At 71.9% G+C, this 25,407-nt stretch carries 20 protein-coding genes; 9 read left to right on the top strand and 11 right to left on the bottom strand.

The window, feature by feature from the left end:
• Positions 1-62 precede the first annotated feature (62 nt).
• A complete protein-coding gene (locus ACH4S8_RS12175; protein WP_398392708.1) occupies positions 63-956 on the top strand; it encodes a TauD/TfdA dioxygenase family protein in 894 nt (297 codons plus the stop codon).
• A 76-nt stretch (positions 957-1,032) separates the two neighbouring features.
• Here the strand turns inward: ACH4S8_RS12175 and ACH4S8_RS12180 are convergent, their stop codons facing one another.
• A complete protein-coding gene (locus ACH4S8_RS12180) occupies positions 1,033-1,659 on the bottom strand; it encodes a histidine phosphatase family protein (protein ID WP_398392710.1) in 627 nt (208 codons plus the stop codon).
• A gap of 193 nt (positions 1,660-1,852) precedes the next feature.
• On the opposite strand from ACH4S8_RS12180, the gene ACH4S8_RS12185 reads away from it, so the two are divergent.
• On the top strand, positions 1,853-2,056 hold the full coding sequence (locus ACH4S8_RS12185) for a hypothetical protein (RefSeq protein ID WP_398392712.1): 204 nt from the start codon (positions 1,853-1,855) through the stop codon (positions 2,054-2,056).
• Between the two features lie 45 nt (positions 2,057-2,101).
• Here ACH4S8_RS12185 and ACH4S8_RS12190 read toward each other — a convergent pair whose 3' ends face one another.
• Positions 2,102-2,770, bottom strand: a complete 669-nt coding sequence (locus ACH4S8_RS12190) for a DsbA family protein (protein ID WP_398392714.1) — start codon at positions 2,768-2,770, stop codon at positions 2,102-2,104.
• A gap of 193 nt (positions 2,771-2,963) precedes the next feature.
• On the opposite strand from ACH4S8_RS12190, the gene pepN (ACH4S8_RS12195) reads away from it, so the two are divergent.
• The 3 genes from pepN (ACH4S8_RS12195) (at position 2,964) to ACH4S8_RS12205 (ending at position 7,819) form a co-directional block, all read left to right on the top strand.
• Positions 2,964-5,558 (top strand): aminopeptidase N, encoded by a 2,595-nt coding sequence (gene pepN / locus ACH4S8_RS12195; protein ID WP_398392717.1) that lies wholly within the window; start codon positions 2,964-2,966, stop codon positions 5,556-5,558.
• 457 nt (positions 5,559-6,015) lie between these two features.
• On the top strand, positions 6,016-7,071 hold the full coding sequence (locus tag ACH4S8_RS12200) for a hypothetical protein (protein WP_398392719.1): 1,056 nt from the start codon (positions 6,016-6,018) through the stop codon (positions 7,069-7,071).
• Positions 7,072-7,252: 181 nt separating this feature from the next.
• Entirely contained in the window at positions 7,253-7,819 is a 567-nt protein-coding gene (locus tag ACH4S8_RS12205) for an isochorismatase family protein (protein WP_398392721.1), read from the top strand.
• Here ACH4S8_RS12205 and ACH4S8_RS12210 read toward each other — a convergent pair.
• From ACH4S8_RS12210 to ACH4S8_RS12225, 4 genes are all read right to left on the bottom strand, one after another.
• Positions 7,816-8,997 carry a serine hydrolase domain-containing protein gene (locus tag ACH4S8_RS12210; protein ID WP_398392723.1) on the bottom strand — a complete coding sequence of 394 codons (1,182 nt, stop codon included), beginning with the start codon at positions 8,995-8,997 and terminating at the stop codon, positions 7,816-7,818. The two genes, ACH4S8_RS12205 and ACH4S8_RS12210, sit on opposite strands and share 4 nt — an antisense overlap.
• 91 nt (positions 8,998-9,088) lie before the next feature.
• Positions 9,089-10,867 carry a TIGR03767 family metallophosphoesterase gene (locus ACH4S8_RS12215; RefSeq protein WP_398392725.1) on the bottom strand — a complete coding sequence of 593 codons (1,779 nt, stop codon included), beginning with the start codon at positions 10,865-10,867 and terminating at the stop codon, positions 9,089-9,091.
• Positions 10,868-11,145: 278 nt separating this feature from the next.
• Positions 11,146-12,018, bottom strand: coding sequence for a pyridoxamine 5'-phosphate oxidase family protein (locus ACH4S8_RS12220; protein ID WP_398392727.1), 873 nt, complete (start codon positions 12,016-12,018; stop codon positions 11,146-11,148).
• A 14-nt stretch (positions 12,019-12,032) separates the two neighbouring features.
• Entirely contained in the window at positions 12,033-12,494 is a 462-nt protein-coding gene (locus tag ACH4S8_RS12225) for a VOC family protein (protein WP_398392729.1), read from the bottom strand.
• A 126-nt stretch (positions 12,495-12,620) separates the two neighbouring features.
• Here ACH4S8_RS12225 and ACH4S8_RS12230 point away from each other — a divergent pair, with 126 nt between their 5' ends.
• Together ACH4S8_RS12230 and ACH4S8_RS12235 are read left to right on the top strand one after the other, a co-directional pair.
• Positions 12,621-13,190 (top strand): CGNR zinc finger domain-containing protein, encoded by a 570-nt coding sequence (locus tag ACH4S8_RS12230; protein ID WP_398392731.1) that lies wholly within the window; start codon positions 12,621-12,623, stop codon positions 13,188-13,190.
• Between the two features lie 244 nt (positions 13,191-13,434).
• Positions 13,435-16,743, top strand: a complete 3,309-nt coding sequence (locus ACH4S8_RS12235) for a S8 family serine peptidase (protein WP_398392733.1) — start codon at positions 13,435-13,437, stop codon at positions 16,741-16,743.
• 201 nt (positions 16,744-16,944) lie between these two features.
• Here the strand turns inward: ACH4S8_RS12235 and ACH4S8_RS12240 are convergent, their stop codons facing one another.
• Both ACH4S8_RS12240 and ACH4S8_RS12245 read right to left on the bottom strand, forming a co-directional pair.
• Positions 16,945-17,724 carry a hypothetical protein gene (locus ACH4S8_RS12240; RefSeq protein WP_398392735.1) on the bottom strand — a complete coding sequence of 260 codons (780 nt, stop codon included), beginning with the start codon at positions 17,722-17,724 and terminating at the stop codon, positions 16,945-16,947.
• Between the two features lies 1 nt (position 17,725).
• Complete coding sequence (locus ACH4S8_RS12245; protein ID WP_398392737.1) at positions 17,726-18,253, bottom strand: sigma-70 family RNA polymerase sigma factor; 528 nt, start codon at positions 18,251-18,253, stop codon at positions 17,726-17,728.
• Between the two features lie 306 nt (positions 18,254-18,559).
• Between ACH4S8_RS12245 and ACH4S8_RS12250 the strand changes: the two genes are divergently transcribed.
• Positions 18,560-19,579, top strand: a complete 1,020-nt coding sequence (locus ACH4S8_RS12250) for an aspartate-semialdehyde dehydrogenase (protein WP_398392740.1) — start codon at positions 18,560-18,562, stop codon at positions 19,577-19,579.
• Positions 19,580-19,676: 97 nt separating this feature from the next.
• On the opposite strand, the gene pepN (ACH4S8_RS12255) is transcribed toward ACH4S8_RS12250, so the two are convergent.
• Positions 19,677-22,256 (bottom strand): aminopeptidase N, encoded by a 2,580-nt coding sequence (pepN, locus tag ACH4S8_RS12255; RefSeq protein WP_398392742.1) that lies wholly within the window; start codon positions 22,254-22,256, stop codon positions 19,677-19,679.
• A gap of 112 nt (positions 22,257-22,368) precedes the next feature.
• Between pepN (ACH4S8_RS12255) and ACH4S8_RS12260 the strand changes: the two genes are divergently transcribed.
• Positions 22,369-22,845 (top strand): DUF1203 domain-containing protein, encoded by a 477-nt coding sequence (locus ACH4S8_RS12260; protein WP_398392744.1) that lies wholly within the window; start codon positions 22,369-22,371, stop codon positions 22,843-22,845.
• An 11-nt stretch (positions 22,846-22,856) separates the two neighbouring features.
• Here the strand turns inward: ACH4S8_RS12260 and ACH4S8_RS12265 are convergent, their stop codons facing one another.
• Complete coding sequence (locus tag ACH4S8_RS12265; RefSeq protein WP_398392746.1) at positions 22,857-24,416, bottom strand: FAD-dependent monooxygenase; 1,560 nt, start codon at positions 24,414-24,416, stop codon at positions 22,857-22,859.
• A 738-nt stretch (positions 24,417-25,154) separates the two neighbouring features.
• Positions 25,155-25,394: a hypothetical protein gene (locus tag ACH4S8_RS12270; RefSeq protein ID WP_328669148.1), complete on the bottom strand. Its 240-nt coding sequence runs from the start codon at positions 25,392-25,394 to the stop codon at positions 25,155-25,157.
• Positions 25,395-25,407: the final 13 nt, after the last annotated feature.

Here is a 25,407-nt window from a genome sequence, read left to right on the forward strand (position 1 = left end):
CCATACCCCGTACTTCCGTACCTCCGTTCCCTCGTTCGTCCGTACCGAAAGGACCCGCAGCCATGACCGACATCGAGATCCAGAAGGTCACCGCGCACATCGGTGCCCGTGTCCTGGGCGTCGACATCTCCAAGCCGCTGGACGACATCACCGTCGCCGCCCTGCGCAGCGCTCTCAACGAGCACAAGGCGCTGGTCTTCGACGACGTCGACCTGGACGACGAGGGCCAGCAGGCCTTCGCCCGTCACTTCGGCGACCTCACCACCGCGCACCCCACCGTGCCCGCCGTGGACGGCGCCCCGAACGTACTGCCCGTCGACAGCGAGCGGGGCCGTGCCAACCACTGGCACACCGACGTGACCTTCGTGCTCAACCCGCCGCAGGCCAGCACCCTGCGCAGCATCACCGTCCCCCCGTACGGCGGTGAGACGCTCATCGCCAACTCCGCAGCCGCCTACCGCGATCTGCCCGAACCGCTCCGCGCGTTCGCCGACACCCTGTGGGCCGAGCACACCAACGACTACGACTACGCGGTGCCGGACGAGAACATCGACGAGGAACAGGCCGCGCAGCGCGCTCAGTTCACGTCCATCACGTTCCGCACCGCGCACCCGGTCGTCCGGGTCCACCCGCTGACCGGTGAACGCGGCCTGTTCATCGGCGGGTTCGCGCAGCGGATCGTCGGGCTGTCGGTGGGCGAGTCCCGCAAGGTCCTCGACCTGCTGCAGGCGTACGTCACCCGGCCCGAGAACGTCCTGCGCTGGCGCTGGTCCCCGAACCAGCTGGTCCTGTTCGACAACCGGATCACCCAGCACTACGCGATCGACAACTACGACGGCCGGCCCCGCCGTCTGCACCGGGTGACGGTCGCCGGTGACGTCCCGGTCGGTGTCGAGGGCAAGGAGAGCCACTCGATCACGGGCGACGCCTCGCACTACACGTCGGTGGCCGAGTGACGCCCCTCCTGTGACGCCCCTCCTGTGACGAGGCACGACGGCCCCCGCGAGGCAACCCCTCGCGGGGGCCGTCCCGTCACGGTCCGCACGGCACGTTGAGCGAGACCAGGGCGGCCGACCCGTCCTCCATCCGGAGTTCGGTGATCGCCGCGTTGCGCAGGCTCGGCAGGACGCGGCGGTACTCGCCCAGCGGAATGGACAGGGCCGTGCACAGCACCAGGCGCAGCAGGGTGTTGTGGGCGACGACCAGCACGCGTCCGCCGGGGTGGGCGTCGGCGACGCGCCGCAGGGCGCGTGTTCCCCGGGCCGCCGCCGTGCGCGGATCCTCCGCCTCGGGGAACGGGTAGGACACCGGATCGGCCCGGTACGCCTTGGCCCGGACCGGGTTCTCCAGCTCGAACTCGGCGAGCGTGCGGCCCTCCAGCACCCCGAAGTCGCATTCGCGCAGGCCGGGGTCGCGCCGGGCCACCAGCCCGAGGGCGCGGCACGCGGGCTCCGCGGTGGCGATGGCGCGGGACATGGTCGAGGTCCAGATCGCGTCGACGGGGTGCGCGGCGGCCCAGCGGCCGAGTGCCTCCGCCTGTTCGCGGCCCTCCTCGGTGAGGTGGACGTCGCTCACTCCGGCGTAGCGGTTCTCCGCGTGCCAGACGCTCTGTCCGTGCCGGGCCAGGAGGAGGGTCGTACTGCGGCTCGTAGTACTCATGAGGCCGCAGTATCCAGGTCGGGCCGGGTCCACGGGTGCACCACGGAAAGTCCCGGGACACGGCGGACCGTTTCGCCCCGCCTGCGGCCCCGCTGACGCATACGCTCGCGGGACCGGCGTTCGGCACCCGGATGCTTCGCTCCTCGCTTCCCGTCCGCCGCGCCGGCGACGGTTCTCACACGGAGGTGTCGTCGTGGATGTGCGCTGCCCGAACTGCGGTGGACCGCTGCAGCCGTTCCGCAGGCTCACCAGGGACGAGCAGGAGGAGGTGCGGCGGATCAAGAAGGTGGACGACCCGGCCGCCTACCATCGCTGCGCCCGGGAAGGCTGCCGCCGCTTCCAGCGCTGGAGCAACTGGCGCGACGGCGACGACTTCCCGGAGCCCGGGTCCTCGTGACCGGCGGCCGGTGACCGTCCTCCCCGGGCCCGGCCCGCAGAGCGCCTACAGGTTGCTGAAGTCCGGTCCGGCCGTCCGCGTGCGCTTGATCTCGTAGAAGCCCGGCACCGAGGCGACCATGAGCGTGCCGTCCCAGAGCTTGGCGGCCTCCTCGCCCTTGGGGGCCGGGGTGACGACCGGGCCGAAGAAGGCGAGCTGCTCGCCGTCGGAGCCGGGGACGGCGATGACCGGCGTGCCGACGTCCTGGCCGACCTTGTCGATGCCCTCCTTGTGGGAGGCGCGCAGCTCGGCGTCGAACTCGAAGTTCTCCTGGTCGGCGTAGTCGATCAGGTCGGCGGGCAGCCCCACCTCTTCGAGCGCGCCGGCTATCGCCTCCTTGGTCGGGCCCATCCCGTCGTTGTGGAAGCGGGTGCCGAGCGCGGTGTACAGCGGGCCGAGGACGTCGTCGCCGTGCTTCTGCCAGGCGGCGGTGACCACCCGGACGGACTGCCACGCGGTGGTCGCGAGCATCTCGCGGTAGTGGTCGGGCAGCTCGTCGAGCTTGGGCTCGTTCAGTACGGCGAGGCTCATGATGTGCCAGCGGACCTCGATGTCGCGGACCTTCTCCACTTCCAGCACCCAGCGCGAGGTCATCCAGGCCCAGGGGCACAGCGGATCGAACCAGAAGTCGACGGGGGTCTTGCCGGATGTGGTCTGAGCGGTCTGCTCGGGCATGGCTCTCCTCGGAACGCGGTGTTTCCCGTGCGAACACCGGCACGCGCCCGCGCCATTCCCGCGCATCCGTGCGATTCCGGGGCCGTCATGGGGATTCCCCTGTGTCGCCGCCGCCGCGCCGCCCGCCGTAAGGAGCGCATGGCAGGATCGGCCCTGTTCGCACATGTCTATGACGCCATGAGGGAGTGCCGCCGTGCCCGGTGAGAATCTGTCCCGCGACGAGGCCCAGGAGCGGGCGGCGCTGCTGTCCGTCGACAGCTACGACGTCTTCCTCGACCTGCGGTCGGCCGTCGGGGAGAGGGAACCCGCAGGAACGGCCGGCGAGCCCCGCACCTTCCGCTCGGTCACGACGCTCCGCTTCCGCTGCGCCGAGCCGGGCGCGGCGAGCTTCGCGGACCTGATCGCGCCGAGTGTGACGGCCGTCTCGCTCAACGGCAGGGACCTCGACCCGGGGGAGGTCTTCGACGGCGCCCGGATCCGCCTGGAGGACCTCGCCGCCGAGAACGAGCTGGTCGTCGACGCGCAGTGCGCCTACTCCCGCACCGGCGAGGGCATGCACCGCTTCGTCGACCCCGAGGACGGCGAGGTGTACCTGTACACGCAGTACGAGCCCGCCGACTCGCGGCGCGTCTTCGCGAACTTCGAGCAGCCGGACCTCAAGGCGCCGTTCCGCTTCGAGGCGCGGGCCCCCGAGGGCTGGACCGTCTGGAGCAACGGGGTCGGCGAGCTCGTCGACGGTGTGTGGAAGTTCGCCGAGACGAAGCCGATCTCGACGTACATCACCGCGGTCCTGGCGGGCCCGTACCACCATGTGACGGACTCCTACGCGCGCACCTTCGAGGACGGTACGACGCTGGAGATCCCCCTCGGCGCGATGTGCCGCAAGGGCCTGGCCCCCCACTTCGACGCCGACGACGTGTTCCTGGTGACCAAGCAGGGCCTGGACTTCTTCCACGACCACTTCGACTACCCGTACCCCTTCGGGAAGTACGACCAGGCGTTCGTGCCCGAGTACAACCTCGGCGCGATGGAGAACCCGGGGCTCGTCACCTTCCGCGAGGAGTACATCTTCCGCGGCAAGGTGACCCAGACGTCGTACGAGGCGCGGGCGAACGTCATCCTGCACGAGATGGCGCACATGTGGTTCGGCGACCTCGTCACCATGGTCTGGTGGGACGACCTGTGGCTGAAGGAGTCCTTCGCCGACTTCATGGGCACGTTCGCGAACGTGGGCGCGACCCGCTTCACCGACGCCTGGATCACCTTCGCCAACCGCCGCAAGGCCTGGGCCTACCGCGCGGACCAGCTGCCGTCCACCCACCCGATCACGGCCGACATCCGTGACCTGCAGGACGCCAAGCTGAACTTCGACGGCATCACCTACGCCAAGGGCGCCTCCGTCCTGAAGCAGCTGGTGGCCTACGTCGGACAGGACGCCTTCCTGGAGGGCGCCCGCCGCTACTTCAAGCGCAACGCGTACGGGAACACCCGCCTCGGCGATCTGCTGTCGGCCCTGGAGGAGACGAGCGGACGGGACATGGCCGCCTGGTCCCGGTCCTGGCTCCAGACCGCGGGCGTCAACTCCCTGACCCCGCAGGTGATCCTGAGCGCGGAGGGACGCATCGCCGAGCTGACGGTGCTCCAGGAGGCCCCCGAGTCCCACCCCGAACTGCGCCCGCACCGCGTGGCCGTGGGCCTGTACCGGCGCGAGGACGGCTCCGGGCCGCTCGTCCGGTACGCGCGCGCCGAGGTGGACGTCGACGGGCCGCGCACGGTCGTCACCGAGCTGGCCGGCGCCGAGGCCCCCGAGCTCGTCCTCGTCAACGACGACGACCTCACGTACTGCAAGATCCGTTTCGACGAGGGCTCGCTGGCCACCCTGCGCGAGGCGCTCGGCGAGATCACCGACCCGCTCGCCCGGGCGCTGTGCTGGTCCGCGCTGTGGAATCTCACGCGCGACGCGATCGTGCCCGCCCGGGACTTCATCGCCCTGGTGCTGCGCTTCGCGGGCCGCGAGTCCGACATCGGCGTCCTGCAGATGCTGCAGGCCTGGGCGAACTCCGCGCTCGTCAACTACGCGGCGCCGGACTGGCGCGAACAGGGCGGAGCGCTGCTCGCCGAAGGCGCGCTGAAGGAACTGCGGCTCGCCGAGGCGGGCGGGGAGCACCAGCTCGCCTGGGCCCGCTTCTTCGCCGTCGTCGCCTCCTCCGAGGCCGATCTCCAGTTGCTCCAGGGCCTGCTGGACGGGACGGCGAAGATCGACGGGCTCGACGTCGACCAGGAGCTGCGCTGGGCGTTCCTGGAGCCGCTGGCCGCGCACGGCGCCGCCGACGAGTCCGTCCTCGCCGCCGAACTCGCCCGCGACGACACGGCCTCCGGCAAGCGGCACCAGGTCCGCTGTCTGGCCGCCCGCCCCTCGGCCGCGGTCAAGGCACAGGCCTGGGCGGCGGTCGTCGAGTCCGACGCGCTGTCCAACGCCCTCGTCGAGGCGACCATCTCCGGCTTCGGCCAGCCGTCCCGGCGAGACCTGCTCGCGCCGTACGGCGAGAAGTACTTCGCCGCCATCGACCGCGTCTGGGCGGAGCGGTCCATCCAGATCGGCATGGACGTGGTCAGGGGCCTGTTCCCCTCGCTCCAGGACTCCCCGGAGACCCTGGCCGCGACGGACGCCTGGCTCGCGGCGCACGAGGACGCGCCGCCGGCGCTGCGCCGGCTGGTGCTGGAGTCGCGGGACGATCTGGCGCGGGCGCTGCGGGGGCAGGCCTGCGACATCGCCGCCGCGGGCTGATCACCGGTCCGATCGGGACCCGCACCGCGGAGGGCACCGGCGCCACGGGCGTCCGGCGCCCTCCGCGGTGTGCCGGTCCGACGGCGTCCCCGGTGTGCGGCAACCGGCTGATCCGACGCGCACACGCGCACACGCGCGCATTGGTCCACTGATCCGATGCGCGCACCGGTCCACTGATCCGATGCGCGCACCGGTCCGCTGATCCGACGCACGCATTGGTCCGTTGATCCGACGCACGCGTTCGTCGACTGATCCGATGCGCGCACCGGTCGATTGATCCGATCCACGCATTGGTTACGAAATGCAGGTATTCAGAGCCGTAACCCCTATGAACACGCGCCCGGACCAGCGGCTTTCAGCGGTCGAACATACATGCCTTTGGTAGCGATTGTCCCGATTCACCGACGGGCGGGTAACAGCGGTTAGAAGGCGGCACCCGGGCGGGAACTCCCGGACCATGAACCACAGCGCCCCGCTCTCCCCCCGCACCCTCCGCCACCCGTCCCCCGTACGGCAGCGGGTCATGACCACCGCCCAGTTGCGCGACCGCGGCGTGACCACCGCCGACGCCAACGAGCGGTGCCGGCCCGGCGGGCCCTGGCAGCGGATCCTTCCCGGCGTCCACCTTCTGCACCCCGGACCGCCCACCCCCGAGGAGCGGCTGCACGCGGCACTGCTCTACACCGCCCGTCCCCCCTCCGCCCGGACGGCGCCCCTCGTCCCCGCCCAGCCGGGCTCCGAGGAACCACGCGCCCCCAGGCCCCCCGCGGACGCGCTGATCACCGGCCTGGCGGCGCTGGCCCTGCACGGCTTCTCCTGCGCCCCGCCGCTGCTCTCCCTCGACACGATCGACGTCCTGGTCCCCCGTATGCGCCGGCTGCGCTCGACCGGCTGCGTCCGCATCGTGCGTACGACCGTGTTACCGGAGCCCTCGTTCGTGGCCGGAGTCCCGGTCGCCGCCGTCCCCCGCGCGCTGGCCGACGCGATCGCGGAGCTGTCCGACGCCGAGGCCGTGCGCGGGCTGCTGACGGAAGCGGTGCGCCACGGCCTGTGCGAACCGCGCTCGGTCGTGGAGGAACTGACGGCGGCCCGGCTGCTCGACCGCCCGCACGTGATCGACGCCGTGGACACGCTGGTGGCGGAGGGCAGGGCGATCGCGGAGGGCCGTCTGTACCGGATGGTGTTCGACCACGGGCTGCCCGACCCGGTCTGGAACGTCGCCCTGCGGCTTCCCGGAGGCCCGGACCTCGGGGCTGTCGACGCGTACTGGCCCGAGCAGGCGGTGGCGGTCGAGCTGGACACCCGGCCCCTGCTGCGGGGAGCGGAAGCCGGACGGTCCGAGCAGGCCCACAGGCGCGAGCGCCTGGAGCGGCTGGGCATCACCGTCGTCCACATCACCCCGCGGAAACTCAGGGACGCGATGGAACAGCAGGCCACGCTCGTACGCACCGCGCTCATGGCGGCGAACGACCGCGATCCGGCCGCGTATGTCGTGGTGCGGCCCCGGTGGTGACGGACCGGACCGCGCCCGGAGGGGAGGGAGAGGGCCCGCGGCCTGTTCGCGTGGGCCCTCTCCCGCGTTCCGGTGGTGTTGTCAGTGCGCCGATCTACTGTGGTGCGAGCGGGAGTTCTCCGGCCGGAGCCGACCGGGTCCCCCTGCTCCGACGAGCCGGAACAAGCGACAGGAGAGTGCGATGACCACCCTGCCCGAGCGCCCGAACACGGCGCTGCTGGTGATCGACATGCAGCACGGAGCGGTGGACGGCGCCCACGGCCTGGCGGGGGTGATCGCGAACATCGGCACCCTCGTCTCCAGGGCCCGCGCCGAGGCGGTGCCGGTGATCTGGGTGCAGCACTCCGACGACCAGATGAAGCACGGCAGCGCTTCCTGGCAGTACGTGCCGGAGCTGGTCCGCGAGGAGTCGGAGCCCGTCGTCCACAAGAACTACGGCGACTCCTTCGAGGCCACCGATCTGGAGGACCTGCTGGCCGAGCGGGTCGTCGGCCATGTCGTGGTCACCGGCGCCCAGACGGACATGTGCGTCCGCTCCACCCTCCACGGCGCCTTCACCCGCGGGTACGACGTCACGCTGGTCGGCGACGCCCACACCACGGAGGACCTCACCGCGTACGGCGCCCCCGCCCCGGCCGAGGTCGTCGCCCACACCAACCTGTACTGGCAGGAACAGCGCGCGCCCGGCCGGCGCGGGAACACCGTCGAGACGGCGAAGGTGATCTTCGCCGCGAGAGCCGACGGCTAGGAGCGCGCCTGGAACGCGCCGGGAGCGGCTCGCCGGGACGGCGGTGTCCCGCAGAACTCCGCCTCGACCACCGCCTCGGCGTTGCCGGTCCAGTCGCCGTTGAAGTTGAAGGCGATGGAGTGGCGGCCGTCCGCGGTGGTGACGGCCGCGGAGGTCGAGCCGTGGATGCCGCCGTCATGGCCCCAGACCCGGACGCCGCAGCTCAGCGTTTCCTCCAGGAGGCCGAGGCCGTAGCCGCCGTTCGGGACGCCGTCGATACGGACCGTCGTCTTCATCTCCTTGAGCTGCTCGCGCGGCAGGAGCCTGCCGCGCAGGAGGGCGGAGTAGAAGCGGTCCAGATCGGCGCTGTCGGAGATCATCTCCCCCGCGGAGGAGGCCATGGAGGGGTTCAGGGCGGTGACGTCGTAGGTCGGTCCGGTCGTCGTCTCGGCCAGCTTGGAGTACGCCCTGCTGTGCGGCCCGGGGACCGTCGCCCGGGTGCCCGGCAGCGAAGTGGCGTGCAGATGGAGGGGCTTGATGATCCGGTCGCGGATCTGGGAGGCGTAGGAACGGCCGGTGACCTTCTCGATCACCATGCCGGCCAGGACGTAGTTGGTGTTCGAGTAGTTCCAGGACGTGCCCGGGGCGAAGTCCGGCTTGTGGGACAGGGCGACGGCGACGATCTGCTGCGGCGTCACGGTGTCGTAGCGGTGGGCGAAGAATCCGTCCTTGGCGAAGTGCGCGGCGACGAAGTCCTCGTCGGTGGTGTAGTTGAAGATCCCGCTGGTGTGGTTGAGGAGCTGGCGGATCGTGATCCTCGTGCCGTCGTTGCCGTTGCCGTGCACCACGCCGGGCAGCCAGGTGTCCACGGTGTCGTCCAGCGACAGCCGCTTCTCCGCCTCCAGCTGGAGCAGGACGGTGGAGACGAACGTCTTGGTGATGCTGCCCACCCGGTAGCGGTCGGCCGTGGAGCGCGGTGCGCCGGTCCGCAGGTTCCCCACGCCCGCGGTGGCGGACCAGGTGCCGTGCCGGTCCACGGCCGTCGCCGTCACCCCCGGCACACCGTCGCGCACGGCCACCTCCATGGCCTTCCGGGTCGGTGTGTGCCGGCCCGTCGCGGGCGCCGCCGCCGCGACCCCCGCCTGCGTCACCGCGACTCCCGCGACGATCGCCCCCACCAGTGCCGTACGTACCCTCATGTGTTTCCCCGTCTCGCTGTGGAACTCGGTCGAGGGGACAAACTCGAAGGCGCGGCGGCGGGTTGCCCGGACGGCGCGGGTTGATCCTTTTTCAGCCTTTCTTCAGGATCAGCTCGGTGTTGCGGTCGTGGGAGGTGCCCGACAGGTCGGTGCGGGCGCCGGGGGCGTTGAAGGAGAGCTCGCGGTACAGCGCCGCGAGGCCCGTCTGGGTGAGGTCGGAGAAGTCCGTGGCGTGCGGGGCCGCGGACTCGACGAGGGTGGTGAACAGCGAGAGCGTGCCGTCCTTGTTGTCCACCAGCTCGATGACGCGGGCGAGCTGGGGGAAGTCGACGTGGGAGGCGGTGCAGATCTCCCAGAAGGAGCGGTTGCCGGCGGCGGCGTGCGGGATGATCTCGTTCTTGTGGGTGTGGCCGTTCACCCAGGCCAGGGTGTTGGCGTACTTCGCGAGGAGGGTGACGATCTCTTGCCCGCCGTGCCGCTGCTCGGCCGGGTGGGCGGGGTCGGCGTGGGTGTTGCGCATGGTCTTGCTGGTGTGGTGGCTGAAGACGACGACGTAGGAGTCGGCGTTGTCGCGCAGGGTCTTCTCCAGCCAGCGCAGCTGCGCCGTGCCGATGGAACCCTCGTAGTGGCCGCCGGGGTCGGTCGTGTCCAGGCTGATGCCGATGACGTCCTCGGCGATCCGGAACGTGTAGTACTGGGTGCCCGCGGAGAGGTTCGCGGAGGAGTAGCCGTGGCCGATCGGGCCTGGTCCGGTGTGCGCCGGGTCGAGGTGTGCCTTGATGTACTCGGCGGGGGTGAACGGGGCGCGCTTCTCGTCGGGCGTGACGGAGCGCATCTCGCGGGTGTGCGCCCGGAGCAGGTCGTGGAACGCGGCGCCCTTGGGGCTGCTGCCGTTCTTGATGCTCTTGGCGAGCGCGGTGGCCTCCGCCGTGCCCAGGGACATCAGCTTCTTGCCGCCGACGGCGAACTCGGTGAGGTACGAGTCTCCGCGTGATCCGTAGCAGCCGAGCGGGAGCGCGTCGTGGTTGCCGACGGTGGAGTACCAGGGCAGGCTCAGGCCGGGGCTGCGCAGCTCGCGGATCGCCGCCTCCAGGAAGCCCTGGACGCGCGGGAAGCCGAGCTGCTTGTCGGCGTCGCGCAGGGCGGAGTCGGGCTGCCAGTAGGTCTTCAGGCCGCTGGCCTGGACGCCCTCGTAGTGCCGCGGGTCACCGCTGTTCGGGGTGATGCGGCCGCCGCTCATGACCGTCAGGAACCACTCCAGTTCCGTCTTGGAGTTGTTGTCGGTGTTGTCCCCGGTGGTCATGACGAAGTGCAGCGGAGAGCCGGTGACGGGGGCTCCGTGCAGGGCGTTGACCCGCTCGATCAGCGAGACGGCGCCCGCGACGGTCAGTGTCTCCTGGGGGCGCCAGGCGCTCTTGTTCTGGGCGCGCAGATACTCCAGGCGCAGCGGGTGCTGGGCGTCGGTCAGGTGCAGGTCGGTGAGCTGCACGAACGCGGCGAAGGCGGTGCGCCGGTCGGCCCGTCCCGCCTTGGCCGCGGCGAGTTCGTCGCGCACGACCCGCTTCCAGCCGGCGCCGTCGCCGAGCCGGCGGTAGCCGGTGGAGCCGGAGCGCGGGGCGGCCACGCCGCTCAGGGTCGTGCCGCGGGTGTACGGGGCGAGCGGGGCCGGGGCGGTGCGGACGGCCGCCTGGCCCTGGGAGTGGGCGACGGAGTCGGCGACGGGTGCCTGGGCGGCCGTCGTCGCGTGCGCCGGGGCCTGCGGGCGCAGGGCCAGACCGAGGCCCGCGGTAAGGGACACCGCTCCGGTGGCGGCCAGCAGGGCACGGCGGTTGAGGGCGGGTGCGGTGGCGACAGAGCGTGTGCGCGGCATGGCGCGGTCTCCCCGAGTACGAACGCGTCGACAGTGGCCGCGGGGTGCTCGACGGTCGAACTCCCCGCTCGTACTGGATCGTTGGCACTGGGGATGACCTGCGCGTTAACTGGACGGCAACGGGCGACGCCGATCACCGTACGTCGATCTCGGCGCCCCCTGGGCGTCCATGGAGTCCTGTCCGAACGGCCGGTGGGGGGTCACTCCGTGTTCATCTTGCGGGGTAGGGGAGGTGGATCCGGGGACGCCGCCCGGCCGTTCGCGGATTCGCCCGCCCGTCACGGATTCGCCGGCGAGTACGCGGGCGGGGACCAGCGCAGCGGGCTGGCGGCGGGTGTCTCGACGGCTTCGGCGAGGGTGAAGCGGACGGTGCGTTCGCCGTCGGGGGCGAACTCGGTGCGGGCCGTGCCGGTGAGCTGGAGCGCCGTTCCCGATGTCCAGTCCAGGAAGAGCAGACCGGCGCGCGGGTCGGCCGTGAGGTTGCCGAGGCTCAGGAACATGGAGTTCCCGGGGTAGTCGTGCCAGCTCAGTTCGCCGGGCGAATCGACGTGCACGAAGCCGGGGTTACCGCCGCGGTGGCTCGCGTCGGCGCCGTGGGCGTGGACGGTGGCGAGGAAGAAGGTGTCGGCCCTCTCGATGAACTCCCGCTGGGAGGTGGTGAGTTCCGTGCCGTGCCGGGGAGTTCCGGCCGTGCGTCCGGCGACCGTCTCGTACGTCTCCCTCTTCTGGATGTACTTGGGGCAGTTGGCGAAGACCCGGTCGGCCTCGACCGCGAAGCCGCGCGGGGCCGGCCGGACCCGTCCGCCCAGGCGCATCCGGCGACGGGTGCGCGGGTCGAGGGCGATGGTGCCGACGGCGGTGTCCTCGGTGGAGAGGGCCGCGGTGAGCGGATCGCCGACCGGGAGCCCGCCCGCGACCGAGATCCGGTGGGTCCCGGTGGCCCGTACGAACCCTGGCGCCCCGGTGAGCGGCGAGGCCCACACGCCACCGCCTCCCGTGGCCGCCGCGCCGACGACCAGCAGGGGCTGGAGTTCGAGGAAGGCGGCGGCCACCGGCCGGATGCCCTGGCCGACGGCCCGGCCCACGTGATCGGCGAGGTCCCGGACGCCGACGCGGTCCTGGATCGTCCGCGAGCCCGAGTGATACGTCATGACCCCTCCCGAAGCTAGAAGAAACCGCAGGTCGGCGCGGACGCATGCGGCGCCGGGGCCTCCTCGGCGCCGCTCGCCGCGAAGATCTCCAGGCGGGTGCCGTCCGGATCGTGGAAGAAGATGCCGCCCGAGGCCGCGCCCTCGTGGTGGGCGACCACGCCGTCGTGGGCGAACGTCACGCCGTGGTCGCGCAGGGCGCTCTCGTACTCCCGGACCCGCTCGACGGTGTCGACCTGGAGGGCGAGGTGGTGCAGGCCCGCCCGGCCCGGGGCGAACCCGTCGCGGGCCTGCTGCCAGAGCGTGAGCACCGGACGGCCGTCCCCGGACAGGGACCCGAGGAACGCGTACCGGCGCTCCCCGTCGTCGCCCTCCTCGCCCTCGCCGAGCACCCCGAATCCGAGGACGTCGCGGTAGAAGGCGAGCGAGCGGTCGAGGTCCGTGACGTTCAGGCCGACGTGGCCGGTGCGCAGCGTCATGACAGTCCCTTTCTGCCGTTGGCCGCCCCATCGAGAGGCTAACCCTTGTCATCGACATTAAAGGTTAGAACCGAGAGCGTCAACCGGTGACCTACTCTTGAGTGGTTAGCAGCGAAGGGAGACTCCATGTCCACCAGCCCCGACCCCCGGCCCCTCACCGGTGAGCCGGTCTCGCTCGACCTGCTCAACACCCGCTGGGTCCACGACGGCGCGGTGCGGGACCTGCTGGCCGACACCGAGGGCCTCGCGGTGTGGCTGGCGGGCAACGGGCTCGACTTCCCGGCCGACGACACCGTCCTGCGCCACACCCTCGAAGCCCGCGACGCCCTGCGTGCCGCGGTCGACACGCCCCACGGGCAGGCCGACGACCCGGACTCCCGGTTCCCGGCACAGGCGGCCGCCCGCGTCGACGCCGTCCTCGCGCACGGACGCGTCCGGCTGACGCTGACCGACCGGGGACCCGGCGGGACGCCGGAGTTCGACGACCCCTCCTGGGGGCCGGCCTGGCTCGCCGCGCGCGACTACCTGGAACTGCTCCGGGCCGCCCCGGACCGCATCCGCCGCTGCGCCCACGAGGCGTGCGTCCTGCACTTCTTCGACACCTCACGCAACGGCACCCGCCGCTGGTGCTCGATGGCGGCCTGCGGCAACCGCGCGAAGGCGTCCCGCCACTACGCGCGCACAAAAGAGAGCTGAATCGACAAAGAGAGACATCCGAGCCGTCCGGGATATCCCCTCATAGCAGGTCATCAACGACATGACGCATGGCGGAAGTACGCCATGCGTCCATCCCTGCTTGGTCAACTCTCCCCAAACAACTGCCCCTTGGGTAAAGCTGAGCGGTCATCCGGGTCCACATTCCGGACTGATGCGACCGGTGCCGCAAGAACAGCCGGAACCGGCCGTTCCACGCTCGTTCCTTTACCTACAAGGGATGCAGATGACCTCCGACCCTCAGCGCGCACCGATATCGGGCGCGAGACGCGTGGCCCGCCTGGCACTGGCAGCGGGCCTGGTGGCCGCGCTCTCCGCGGCCGGGCCGATACCCATGGCCTTCTCCGCGGACACGGGCGCGCCCACGGCCGACCCGGGCACCAAGTCCGCCGCCGCCAAACTCGGTTCGGACGACGCCGACCTCCTCGCCGAGGCCAAGGCCGACGGCGACAAGAACGTCACGATGATGATCGCGACGGCTCCGGGCCAGACCGAGCAGGTCGCCGAGGAGCTGGACGCCGTCAAGGGCGGCTCGGTGGGCCGCAGTTACGACAAGCTCGGTTACGTCCGCGCCACCGTCCCGACGAGCAGGGCGGACGCGGCCATCGCCGCCGCCGCGAAGCTCTCCTCGGTGCACGGGATCGACCTGCGCCAGGAGATCGCGCTGGACGACCCGACCCCGAGCGCCGACACGGCCAGGCACGGCAGCAACACCTCCACGGCCGCCGCCTACTCCGGTCCCGGCAAGAACACCCCCGCCGAGAACCCGTACAACCCGTCCTTCGAGACGGGCGCGGTCGACTTCGTCAAGGACCACCCGAAGGCGGACGGCCGGGGCGTCACCATCGGCATCCTGGACTCCGGTGTCGACCTGGGCCACCCCGCCCTGCAGAAGACCACCACCGGCGAGCGCAAGATCGTCGACTGGGTCACCTCGACCGACCCGATCCTCGACAGCGACGCGACCTGGCGCCCGATGGTCACCCCCGTGGCCGGGCCCGCCTTCACCTACAGCGGCAAGACGTGGACGGCGCCGGCGGGTTCGTACGAGATCAGCACGTTCAAGGAGTCCGCGACCGCGGGCGGCGACGCCCAGGGCGACGCGAACCGCGACGGTGACACCACCGACGCGTGGGGCGTGCTCTACGACCCGGCGGCGGGCACGGTCACCGTCGACCTGAACAACAACAACGACTTCACCGACGACACGCCGATGAAGCCGTACAAGGACGGCTTCCAGATCGGCTACTTCGGCACCGACAACCCGGCGACGGACGTCGTCGAGCGGCAGCCGTTCGTCGTCGAGATCCGCAAGGACGTGCCGATGGACCCGTACGGCGGGTCCTGGGTCGGCAAGAAGGCCGACTTCGTCAACATCGGCGTCATCGAGTCCGAGCACGGTACGCACGTCGCGGGCATCACCTCCGCCAACGGCCTGTTCGGCGGGAAGATGAACGGCGCCGCGCCCGGCGCGAAGATCGTCTCCTCGCGGGCCTGCACCTGGACCGGCGGCTGCACCAACGTGGCGCTCACCGAGGGCATGATCGACCTCGTCGCCAACCGCGGCGTGGACATCGTCAACATGTCCATCGGCGGTCTGCCCGCGCTCAACGACGGCAACAACGCGCGCGCCGAGCTCTACACGCGTCTCATCGACACCTACGGCGTCCAGCTGGTGATCTCCGCGGGCAACTCCGGCCCCGGCGCCAACACCATCGGCGACCCGGGCCTGGCCGACAAGGTCATCTCGGTCGGCGCGACCATCTCCAAGGAGACCTGGGCCTCCAACTACGGCTCGGCGGTGGAGAAGAAGTACGCGATGCTGCCCTTCTCCTCGCGCGGCCCGCGTGAGGACGGCGGCTTCACTCCGACGCTGAGCGCGCCCGGCGCCTCCATCAACTCCACCCAGACCTGGCTGCCCGGCTCCCCGGTCGCCGAGGCGGGCTACACCCTGCCGGCCGGTTACTCGATGCTCCAGGGCACCTCGATGGCCTCCCCGCAGGCCGCGGGCGCCTCGGCGCTGCTGCTGAGCGCCGCGAAGCAGAAGGGCATCGCCCTCACCCCGGCCACCCTGCGCACCGCGCTGACGTCGACCGCCGACCACATCAAGGGCGTTCAGGCGTACGAGGAGGGCGCGGGCCTCATCAACATCGGTGACGCCTGGGACTCGATCAGGGACGGCGCCACCGCCCACGACTACACCGTCAAGGCACCGGTCGACACCGCGATCGACTACGCGCTGAAGACCCCGGGCTTCGGCACCGGCCTGTACGACCGCGAGGGCGGTCTCAAGGCCGGCCAGCGCAAGACGTACGACATCACCGTCACGCGCACCTCGGGCGCGGACCGGCCGGTCCGGCACGAGCTGTCCTTCGCGAACAACGCCGGCGGCACCTTCCGGATCCTCGGCAAGGACGAGGTGAACCTCCCGCTGAACCAGCCGGTCACCGTCAAGGTCCAGGCCGCGCCGGAGTCCGCCGGGCTCAAGAGCGCGATCCTCGAGGTCGACGACCCGCGCACCGAGGGCGTCGACAAGCAGATCCTGTCGACCGTCGTGGTCTCCTCGCCGGTGAAGTACACCTACAGCAAGTCGAGTTCGGTGCAGCGCAACAGCACCACCTCGTACTTCGTGACGGTCCCCGAGGGCGCCACGTCCCTGGAGGTCGCGATCGGCGGGCTCAAGGACAAGAGCCAGACCCGGTTCATCGCGATCCACCCGTACGGCGTCCCGGTCGACAACACCAGCACCCCGTACTGCTACAACAACTACCTCGACGGCAACGGCTGCAAGCCCGACGTGCGTTCGTACGCCGACCCGCAGCCCGGCGTCTGGGAGATCGAGGTCGAGGCGCGCCGCACCTCGCCGCTGCTCGACAACCCGTACAAGCTGGACGTCGCCGTGCTCGGTGCGGCGTTCGACCCGGCCGTCGTGACCGTCCCCGAGGCGAAGGTCGGCACCCCGGCCACCGCTTCCTGGACGGTGAAGAACAACTTCGCCGCGCTCGACGGCACGCTGAAGGGCGGTCCGCTCGGTTCCTCCAAGAACGCGCGGCCGACCATCACCGAGGGCGCGACGCAGATCACCACGGTGGACGTGCCCGCGGGCGCCGCGTCGCTCGACGTGGCGATCGGGAACGTGTCGGACAACGCCGCCGACCTCGACCTGACGGTGAAGAACGCCGCCGGGACCGTCGTCGGGCAGTCGGCGGACGGTGACTCGGAGGAGGCCGTCTCCATCGCCAACCCGGCCGCCGGGACGTACACCATCGAGGTCGCGGGCTACTCCGTCCCCTCGGGTTCGACCGCCTACGACTACCGGGACGTGTTCTTCTCGACCGCGCTCGGCACGGTCTCGGTGGACGGCTCCACCCCGGTGAAGCTCGCCACCGGCGCCTCGGCCACGGTGTCCGGTTCGGTCACCGCCGCCGCGGCGGCGCCCGAGGGACGCGAGTTCTTCGGTCAGGTCCAGCTGGTGAACGCGCGCGGCACGGTCGCGGGCATCGGCAGCGTGAAGATCGACAAGGTCACGCCGTAGCGGCGTGATCCCCGGCCGCGCGAGCGGCCCGGGGCACGGGGCGGGCGTCCGGGACCGGACGCCCGCCCTTTCGTGTCACGCCCACCCGGCCGCCGCCCTCCGCCGGCAGGCCTTCCGCGGACCGCCTTTCCGCAGGCCGGTCCCCCACGGGCGGCTTCCCACGGCCCGGTCTTCCGCGGGCGGCCCGGCGCCCGCCGGGTGTCACTGCTCGCACCTCAGGCTCCGGGACTGGGGAAGCGCCTTGACGATCCAGGACCGGTCGTGGGCGATCTGCTGCTCCCCGACGGTCCAGATGTCGGGCGTCGACGCGCGCCGCTGGATGCCGACCAGGACCTCGTCGCCCCGGTGCAGCCGCGGATCGACGTCCTGGTCCATCAGGAAGGTGACCTTCTTCTCGCCCGTGGCCGGCTTGTAGTAGTGGTAGACGTCGAGCGTGATCCGGTCCTGCGCGGTGCCGGGAACCGCGGCCACCCGGGTGACCGTGCCCTCCACGAGCAGCCGGGAGCAGGCGATGTAACCGGGCGCGCTGAGCGAACCCGCGTCGCCGCTGTCCGCCTTGGCGTCACTGGAGGCGGAGTTCTTGTTCGCCGCGTCCGACGCGCCCTGCGCGGCCAGCCAGCCGATCCCGACCACGAGCGTGGCCATCGCGGCCGCCACCAGCGTGCCGACGACGAGGGCGCCCGGATGCCGGGAGCGTTTCTTCGGGGTGCCCCCCGGCCGGCCGCCCCCGGACGCCCGCGGCCCCCGGGCCCGCCGGTACCTCCCGGACGCCCCGGGCTTCTGCGCCCGGACCGGCCCGGTCGGCCGCCCTGCGTCCGCCAGCGCGTCCCCGATGACGATCAGCTGCTCCCGCAGCACGTCCACGTCCGCGGCGGCCGACCGGTGCTCGGCCATGAACAGGACGTCGTAGCGAGCGCCCTCGGGCAGCTCGGCGTCCGTGATCGCGGCCAGCAGCGGGTCCAGACCTTCGTACTCGGCCACGTCACACCACCTCGTCCTCGTGCAGGCGGGCGCGCAGCGCGCGGACCGCCGTGTGCAGCCTGCTCTTGACCGTGCCCTCGGGCACGCCGAGCTCCTCGGCGATGTCCCGCACCGGCAGGTCGGCGTAGAACCGCAGGACGAGGACCTGGCGCTGTGCGTCGGGCAGTTCGTCCAGGCCCTGGGCGACGGCCAGCGAGAGCACGCTGGACTCCTCGTCGGAGGGCTGCTCCAGCTGGCGCAACGAGGCGAGACGCTCGCCCAGCCGCTCCTGCCGGCGCTTGGCCCGGTGCCAGTCCATCGCCAGGTTCGAGGCGACGACCGCGGCCCAGGCGGACACGTCGCGCGGCGCCTCGTCCCCCTTGGCGGCACGCTCCAGCAACCGCAGCCGGACCTGCTGTACCCCGTCCGGCAGGTCCGCCTGCGGTACGCCGCCGAGCGCGAGCACCGCCCGCACCCGGCGTTCCTGTGTCGCGTCCAGGGGATCGTCCGCCCCCGGTGTCCGACGTGGCTTTCTGCGCAGCACAGCCACCCCTCCCCTCCCCGCGTCCCCTCTACGACGCCGGTGCGGGCCGAAACGTTCGGCCGGGTTCGAGTCGTACGTCACATCGGCCGCCGTCCGTGGCCGCGCCCGCACCGTACGGCTTGCGGTCGCCCCGTGTCGCCGGGCGATTTCTTCGTACCCGGACGCCCGGACGCCGCAGGATCGGGGTCCCGTGGCGCGTGTCCCGGCGTCCCATCCCTTGAGCGGCGCGGCGAAAGGATTGGACACGTGGACCCGGGTCAGACGCATGATGGAAGCGCTGGACCACGTAGAACGCACGTCAAGGGAGTCGCCGTGAGGGTCGGAATCGTCGGAGCCACCGGTATGGTCGGCACAGCCATGCGCCAGATCCTCGTCGAGCGGGACTTCCCGGTCGACGAACTGCGTCTGTTCGCCTCGGCCCGTTCGGCCGGGACGGTCGTCGACGGGGTCACGGTGGAGGACGCTTCCACGGCGGACTACTCGGGCCTGGACATCGTGCTGTTCTCGGCGGGCGGCGCCACCTCCAAGGCGCTGGCCGAGAAGGTCGCCTCCCAGGGCGCGGTCGTGATCGACAACTCCTCCGCCTGGCGCAAGGACCCCGAGGTCCCGCTCGTCGTCTCCGAGGTGAACCCGCACGCGATCGCGGACCGTCCCAAGGGCATCATCGCCAACCCGAACTGCACGACGATGGCCGCGATGCCGGTCCTGAAGCCGCTGCACGAGGAGGCGGGCCTCGAAGCCCTGATCGTCGCCACCTACCAGGCGGTGTCCGGCTCGGGCGTCGCCGGTGTGGCGGAGCTGCACGGCCAGGCCCTGAAGGTCGTCGGCGATGCCGACCGGCTGACCCACGACGGCGAGGCGGTCGACTTCCCCGAGCCGCAGGTCTACAAGCGCCCCATCGCCTTCAACGTGCTCCCCCTCGCGGGTTCGATCGTCGACGACGGTCTGAACGAGACGGACGAGGAGCAGAAGCTGCGCAACGAGTCCCGCAAGATCCTGGAGATCCCGGCCCTCAAGGTCTCCGGCACCTGTGTCCGTGTCCCGGTCTTCTCCGGCCACTCCCTGCAGGTGAACGCCCGCTTCGCCCGCCCGGTCTCCGTCGAGCGCGCCACCGAGCTCCTCGCGGGCGCCCCGGGTGTCGTCCTCTCCGACATCCCGACGCCGCTGCAGGCCGCCGGCAAGGACGCCTCGTACGTCGGGCGCATCCGGCAGGACGAGACCGCCGAGCACGGCCTCGCGCTGTTCATCTCCAACGACAACCTCCGCAAGGGTGCCGCGCTGAACGCGGTCCAGATCGCGGAGCTGGTGGCGGCAGAGCTGAACGAGGGCTGACACCCCGATCCACCGCACGCCGAAGGGGGCGGGGCACCGGCCGGTGCCCCGCCCCCTCGGGGTTCCACGTGCCCGGGCGGTCGCCGCCCGGGCGTGCCTAGGCGGTCGTCGCCGCCGCGTCGGCCGCCTGCGCCTTCAGGGCGCGCTCGACGCCGGAGCGGGACTCCGAGACGAGCCGCCTGAGGGCCGCGTTGGGCTCGGCCGAGGCCAGCCACGCGTCCGTCTTGGCGAGGGTCTCCTCGGCGATGTGGACGCCCGGGTAGAGACCGGTCGCGATCTGCTGCGCGATCTCGTGCGAGCGGGTGTCCCAGATCTCCTTGACCACGGAGAAGTACTTGTCCGTGTACGGGGCGAGCAGCTCGCGCTGGTCGGCCTGGACGAAGCCGCCGATGACCGCTTCCTGCACGGCGTTCGGGAGCTTGTCGGACTCGACGACCGAGGCCCACGCCTCCGCCTTCGCCTCCTCGGTGGGACGGGCGGCGCGGGCGGTGGCCGCGTGCCGCTCACCGGCGGCGGTCTTGTCCCGCTCGTACTCGGCGGCGATCTCCGCCTCGTCGAAGCGTCCGACGGCCGCGAGCCGCTGCACGAACGCCCAGCGCAGCTCGGTGTCGACGGCGAGGCCCTCGATGGTCTCGCGGCCTTCGAGCAGCGCCTCCAGGAGGTCGAGCTGCTCCGGCGTGCGGGCGGTCGCCGCGAAGGCACGGGCCCAGGCGAGCTGGTGGTCGCCGCCGGCCCCGGCCGCGCGCAGGTGGGCGAGCGTGGCGTCCGTCCAGCGGGTCAGCAGCGCCTCGCGGGCGGCCGGGTCGGCGTACAGCTCGATCGCGAGCTTCACCTGCCGGTGCAGCGACTGCACGACACCGATGTCGGACTCCTTGCCGATGCCGGACAGCACCAGCGCGAGGTAGTCGCGGGTGGCGAGTTCGGCGTCGCGGGTCATGTCCCAGGCAGAGGCCCAGCACAGGGCGCGCGGCAGGGAGGACGCGAAGTCGCCGAGGTGCTCGGTGACGAAGGCCAGGGAGTCCTCGTCGAGGCGGACCTTGGCGTACGACAGGTCGTCGTCGTTGAGCAGGATCACGGCGGGGCGGCGCTTGCCGGTGAGCTGCGGCACGGCGGTCAGCTCACCGTCCACGTCCAGCTCGACACGCTCGTCCCGGACGAGCTTGCCGCTGTCGGCGTCGAGCTCGTACAGGCCGACCGCGATGCGGTGCGGGCGCAGGGTCGGCTCGCCCTGGGCGCCGGCGGGCAGGGCCGGGGCCTCCTGGCGGATGGCGAAGGAGGTGATGACGCCGTCGGCGCCGGTCTCGATCTCCGGGCGCAGGATGTTGATGCCGGCGGTCTGGAGCCACTTCTGCGACCAGGTGCCGAGGTCGCGTCCGGAGGTCTCCTCCAGGGCGCCGAGCAGGTCGGACAGGCGGGTGTTCCCGAACGCGTGGGCCTTGAAGTAGGCCTGGACGCCGCGGAAGAACTCGTCCATGCCGACGTAGGCGACGAGCTGCTTGAGGACGGAGGCGCCCTTGGCGTACGTGATGCCGTCGAAGTTGACGAGCACGTCGTCGAGGTCGCGGATCTCGGCCATGATCGGGTGGGTGGAGGGCAGCTGGTCCTGCCGGTAGGCCCACGTCTTCATGGAGTTGGCGAAGGTGGTCCATGAGTGCGGCCACCGGCTGTCGGGGTGGTAGGCCTGGCAGGCGATGGAGGTGTAGGTGGCGAACGACTCGTTCAGCCACAGGTCGTTCCACCACTCCATGGTCACGAGGTCGCCGAACCACATGTGGGCCAGCTCGTGCAGGATCGTCTCGGCGCGCAGCTCGTAGGCGGCGTCGGTGACCTTGGAGCGGAAGACGTACTGGTCGCGGATGGTGACCGCGCCCGCGTTCTCCATCGCGCCCGCGTTGAACTCGGGCACGAAGAGCTGGTCGTACTTCCCGAACGGGTAGGCGTAGTCGAACTTCTCCTGGAACCAGTCGAAGCCCTGCCGGGTGACCTCGAAGATCGCGTCCGAGTCGAGGAACTCGGCGAGCGAGGGACGACAGTAGATGCCGAGCGGGACGGTCTGTCCGTCCTTCTCGTACACGCTGTGCACGGAGTGGTACGGGCCGACGATCAGGGCGGTGATGTACGTCGAGATCCGCGGCGTCGGCTCGAAGACCCAGACGTCGTCCTTGGGCTCCGGGGTCGGCGAGTTGGAGACGACCGTCCAGCCGGTCGGCGCCTTCACGGTGAACTGGAAGGTGGCCTTCAGGTCGGGCTGCTCGAAGGACGCGAAGACGCGGCGCGCGTCGGGCACCTCGAACTGGGTGTACAGGTAGGCCTGCTCGTCGACCGGGTCGACGAACCGGTGCAGGCCCTCACCGGTGTTGGTGTAGGCGCAGTCGGCGACGACGCGAAGGACGTTGCGCCCCTCCAGGAGGCCGGGCAGCGCGATCCGCGAGTCCTCGAAGACCTCGGCCGCATCGAGCGGGTCGCCGTTGAGGGTGACTTCGTGGACGGCCGGGGCGACCAGGTCGATGAAGGACTCCGCGCCGGTCTCGGCGGAGTCGAAGCGCACCGTGGTCACGGACCGGTAGGTGCCGCCCTCCTGCGCGCCGGAGAGGTCGAGTTCGACCTCGTACGAGTCAACGGTGAGCAGCTTCGCCCGCTGCTGCGCCTCTTCGCGGGTCAGGTTTGTGCCAGGCACGCGGTCATCTCCTCGTTATGTGTGGGTTGCGCCATCCTTCCACGGGACCCGCACGGAACGCGATGTCCGTTTACCGCCGGTGCCGGGGCGTCACGGGCGTGAGCCTTGGGGCATGACGACCTACACCGCACGGCCCATCGGTCCGGCCGCACTGAAGGAGCTCCGCGACACGGACGACGCCGGCCGCCGGCCCGTTCCGCCGACCGACGAGGAGGGCGGGTCCCCGCTGCGCTGCTGCCTGCGCCGCAGCGAGCCCGGCGAGCGCATCCTCCTGGTCTCCTACGCCCCGTTGCGCCGCTGGGCGCGGGAGACGGGCGCCGAGCCGGGCCCGTACGAGGAGACCGGTCCGGTCTTCATCCATGCGGACGAATGCGCGGGCCCGGCCACGGACGCCCTCCCGTTCACGAACGCCCACCGCACGGTCCGCCGCTATTCGGCCCGGGGCCACATCCTGGACGGCCGGCTGGTCGAGACCGCGGACGCGTTCGGCGAGGCCTTCACGGCGGCGTTCGCGGACCCGGAGGTGGCACTGGTCCATGTACGGGCGGTGGAGTACGGCTGCTTCCTGTACGAGGTGCGCCGGGGCTAGGGGGGTCGGGGTCAGGGGGTGCCGGGGTCAGGGGGTGCCGGGTGGGACCGGTCGCTCCGGGCCGTGGCGTCCGCGGCTCCCACGGCGGCGGTGAGGGCCGCCTCGACCGCGGCGGCGTCGGGGGACTCGGCGGCCCAGGCCACATGTCCGTCGGGCCGCACGAGCACCGTGGTGCGGCGCTCGCCCGCCCAGCGTTCCACGGCGAGACGGCCCGCTCGTTCCCCGGCCCGCCCGGTCTCCCCGGCCTCGTGCGCCCGCGGGGCGATCAGGACGAACCTCCCGCCCCGCAGGGCCTCGTAGAGCCGGCCGCTCGTCAGGGCGAAGTCGGGGGCGCGCGTGCCGGCCAGCCGGTGAGCGCCGCGCGGTGCCCCGTAGGCGTATCCGATCCCCGTGATCCGGCCGAGCGCCCTGCGGCGCGCGGGGCCGACATGCCCGAGGAGCGCGGTGATCGCCGCGCGCAGCGCGCGCGTCCAGGGGTACTTGGCCATCGCGAGGCGCACGATGCCGCCGCTGCTGCGCAGCACGGACGCGCCGACGGGGTGGCGTTCGGCCTGGTAGGTGTCCAACAGGGCCGCGTCCACCTGCCCGTGGAACACGGCGGCCAGCTTCCAGCCGAGGTTCGCCGCGTCCTGGAGTCCCGTGTTCATGCCCTGGCCGCCGGCCGGGGTGTGCACATGCGCGGCATCGCCCGCGAGGAAGACCCGGCCCACGCGATAGGCGGGCACCTGGCGCTCGTCGCTGTGGAAACGGGACATCCAGCGGGCGTCGCGCATGCCGTAGTCGCGCCCGAGCGCCAGCCGGGCGATCTCCCTGACCTCGTCGAGTACGAGCGGCTCGCCGTCCGGGACGTCCCGGCCCCGGTGCCAGCCGATCACGCGGTGGTAGCCGTCGCCGAAGGGGGCGATGAAGGCGAACGCGTCACCGACGGCGTCGGCGGTCAGCAGCGACTCCGGCTCCTCGTCGAGCCGGACGTCCGCGAGCACGACGGACCGGATGACCGACCGTCCGGGGAACGGCAGCCCGATCGCCGTCCGCACCGCGCTGCGCATTCCGTCCGTCCCGACGACGTAGTCGGCCCTCAGCTCGTTCGGCCCGCCGTCCGGGCCGCGGACCTCGAGCGTCACCCCGTCCGCGTCCTGCCGCAGTCCGGTGGCCTCCGTCCCGTACCGGAACCGCACCCCGGCGTCCTCCGCCCGGTGCAGCAGCGCCTCCTCCACCTCGTACTGCGGAATCACCAGGAGGTGGTTGAAGCGGGAGGGCAGTGTGTCCAGCGCGAGCGCGAGGGAGCCGAAGAGCCGGACGCGGTCGAGGGCCTCGCCCTTGCGCTCCAGGGCGTCGGCGAGCCCGCGGGCGTCGAACTGCTCCAGCGTGCGGGCGTGCAGGACGAAGGCGCGGGAGAGATTGCTGATCCCGCGGGGGCGCTTCTCGACGAGGGTGACCGGAACGCCGGCAGCGGCGAGGTCGCCGGCCAGCAGCAGGCCGGTCGGGCCCGAGCCGACGACGGCCACCTGACGCGGGGTGGCGGTGCCGGGTGCGGTCGTGGTGCGGGGTGCGTGCGTGTCGCCGGTCATGACGGCCTCCTCCTGATGCCCATACCCGTCGGCCGGCCGCGGCTGCCGTGGAGAACGCGCCGAACCGTGGGGAGATCGTGGCCTGACCGGACCCGCCGGTGCGGCGCCGCCCGACGGCGCCGCACCGGGAGAACCGGAACGAGCGAAGGCCCGACACGGGCGGTTGACTTGGGACGACCGGAGGACCGGGCGGCTCACCCGGAACGGGGTGCGCCGGGCCGGGCGAGGTGCAGGCCGGGGCGCCCCTCCCGGGACGGCCGGAAAGCCGGGCCGGATCCACCCGGGACGGGCTGCGCCGGGACAGGCGAGGGGCAGACCAGGGCGGCTCACCCACGGCGCGGTACACGGGAACGGGCGGAGGAGCGGGGCGCCCCTCCCGGGACGGGCGGAAAGCCCGGGCCGGATCCACCCGGGACGGGCTGCGCCGGGACAGGCGAGGGGCAGACCAGGGCGGCTCACCCACAGCGCGGTGCACGGGAACGGGCGGAGGAGCGGGGCGGCCCTCCCGGGACGGGCGGAAAGCCGGGACGGGTGGAAAGCCGGGCCGGATCCACCCGCGGCGGGTGCGCCGGGACGGGCGGAAGGACGGGGGACTCACCCGGGGCGGGGTGTCTCCGCGACGGGCCGAAAGCCGGGAGCTTGCCCGGGGCGGGGTGTCGTCGGGAGCGCGAAGGGGGAGTCCCCGCGCCGGTCGGTGCGGGGACTCCCCCTTCGGAGAGTCGGTGGAGCGAGGGGCGCTCAGCCCTGCTTCGGCTGCTTGTGGGACTTGTCGAGGACCATCACGAGAGCGGTGATGCCCGCGAACAGGGCGATCGGCAGCACGACGTAGAGGCCGAGCGTCTCGATCACGCTCAGGCCGGAGCCGGGGTCGTCGCCGTCGTCGCGGGTCAGCGCGAGCGCGGGGGACGACATGAGCAGCATCATCAGCGTCGTACCGGCCGCCAGGGCACCGGCGCGCAGAGCGTTCTTCTTGTCCACGGTGCAAACGTAG

The sequence above is a fragment of the Streptomyces sp. NPDC021080 genome, assembly GCF_044333225.1.
Classification (GTDB): domain Bacteria; phylum Actinomycetota; class Actinomycetes; order Streptomycetales; family Streptomycetaceae; genus Streptomyces.

Bases quoted from the DNA above. Each gene is read 5' to 3' on its own strand.
- ACH4S8_RS12175 (WP_398392708.1), top strand. From the start codon at position 63: ATGACCGACATCGAGATCCAGAAGGTCACCGCGCACATCGGTGCCCGT.
- ACH4S8_RS12180 (WP_398392710.1), bottom strand. From the start codon at position 1,659: ATGAGTACTACGAGCCGCAGTACGACCCTCCTCCTGGCCCGGCACGGA.
- ACH4S8_RS12190 (WP_398392714.1), bottom strand. From the start codon at position 2,770: ATGCCCGAGCAGACCGCTCAGACCACATCCGGCAAGACCCCCGTCGAC.
- ACH4S8_RS12200 (WP_398392719.1), top strand. From the start codon at position 6,016: ATGAACCACAGCGCCCCGCTCTCCCCCCGCACCCTCCGCCACCCGTCC.
- ACH4S8_RS12205 (WP_398392721.1), top strand. From the start codon at position 7,253: ATGACCACCCTGCCCGAGCGCCCGAACACGGCGCTGCTGGTGATCGAC.
- ACH4S8_RS12210 (WP_398392723.1), bottom strand. From the start codon at position 8,997: ATGAGGGTACGTACGGCACTGGTGGGGGCGATCGTCGCGGGAGTCGCG.
- ACH4S8_RS12215 (WP_398392725.1), bottom strand. From the start codon at position 10,867: ATGCCGCGCACACGCTCTGTCGCCACCGCACCCGCCCTCAACCGCCGT.
- ACH4S8_RS12220 (WP_398392727.1), bottom strand. From the start codon at position 12,018: ATGACGTATCACTCGGGCTCGCGGACGATCCAGGACCGCGTCGGCGTC.
- ACH4S8_RS12225 (WP_398392729.1), bottom strand. From the start codon at position 12,494: ATGACGCTGCGCACCGGCCACGTCGGCCTGAACGTCACGGACCTCGAC.
- ACH4S8_RS12230 (WP_398392731.1), top strand. From the start codon at position 12,621: ATGTCCACCAGCCCCGACCCCCGGCCCCTCACCGGTGAGCCGGTCTCG.
- ACH4S8_RS12235 (WP_398392733.1), top strand. From the start codon at position 13,435: ATGACCTCCGACCCTCAGCGCGCACCGATATCGGGCGCGAGACGCGTG.
- ACH4S8_RS12260 (WP_398392744.1), top strand. From the start codon at position 22,369: ATGACGACCTACACCGCACGGCCCATCGGTCCGGCCGCACTGAAGGAG.
- ACH4S8_RS12265 (WP_398392746.1), bottom strand. From the start codon at position 24,416: ATGACCGGCGACACGCACGCACCCCGCACCACGACCGCACCCGGCACC.